Here is an 891-nt window from a genome sequence, read left to right as displayed (position 1 = left end):
GATAATCCAGCGCCTGCATATTGCCCAGCACCTTGCCACGAATAATCACCTGCGCGCCCATATCTGTTTGCGGCTTGAGCAACACCGGATTCATGTCACTGTGCGGCTCAACACCACAGGCCAGCGCCTGCAAGGCCGTAGAACGACCAATCTCCCCACCGTCCACGGTCACCGCACTGTTCAATGCCATGTTTTGCGGCTTGAATGGCGCCACTGAATATCCTCGCTGCGCAAACCACCGACACAACGCCGCCACCACCGTGCTCTTCCCCGCATCGGAAGTGCAGCCCTGAACCATCAACACAGGCATTAGAGGCAGCCCGAGTTGAAAGTTAAAAGTTCAAAGTTGAAACGCGATCCGACGCCTCCCGTAATCGCTGCGACGAGGCCGCGCCCAGACAGCAAACCGCGATCGCAGCCCCGAATAAAGGAAGCGCTTTGCGCATTGTTTATTTTTAAACTTTTAACTTTTAACTTTGAACTTCTCGCCACAACTTCACGCCCATCCATTTCGGGGTTTCGCTATTCACTATTCACTATTCACTGTTAACTATTAACTAAAGCTCGACGCCCTTCTGCGCCTTCACCCCCAAATCCTTGAACGCATGCTTCACCACTTTCATTTCCGTCACGGTGTCGGCCAGTTCGATCAGTTCCTTCGGTGCATAGCGGCCGGTAACCACCGCATGTTGCATGGCGGGGCGGTTTTGCAGGTCGTCCAGCACACGGTCCAGGTCGAGGTACTCGTAGCGCAACGCGATGTTCAGTTCGTCCAGCAGAATCAGGTCGTAGCTATCGTCCTTGAGCATCTTCGCGGCCATATCCCAGGCGGCACTGGCCGCAGCCACATCCCGCTCCCGGTCCTGGGTATCCCAGGTATAGCCTTCACCC

At 55.3% G+C, this 891-nt stretch carries 1 protein-coding gene and 1 pseudogene; both read right to left on the bottom strand.

Annotation, left to right across the window (positions count from 1 at the left end; translation table 11 throughout):
- Positions 1-310: pseudogene (locus A3754_RS24080) on the bottom strand (cobyric acid synthase CobQ); the annotation flags it as partial.
- A 247-nt stretch (positions 311-557) separates the two neighbouring features.
- Positions 558-891: cob(I)yrinic acid a,c-diamide adenosyltransferase (locus A3754_RS24075; protein ID WP_197468832.1), on the bottom strand; the 334-nt coding region annotated here is incomplete at its 5' end.

It is taken from the genome of Alcanivorax sp. HI0083 (assembly GCF_001635175.1).
This window is presented reverse-complemented; position numbering and strand designations above follow the sequence as displayed.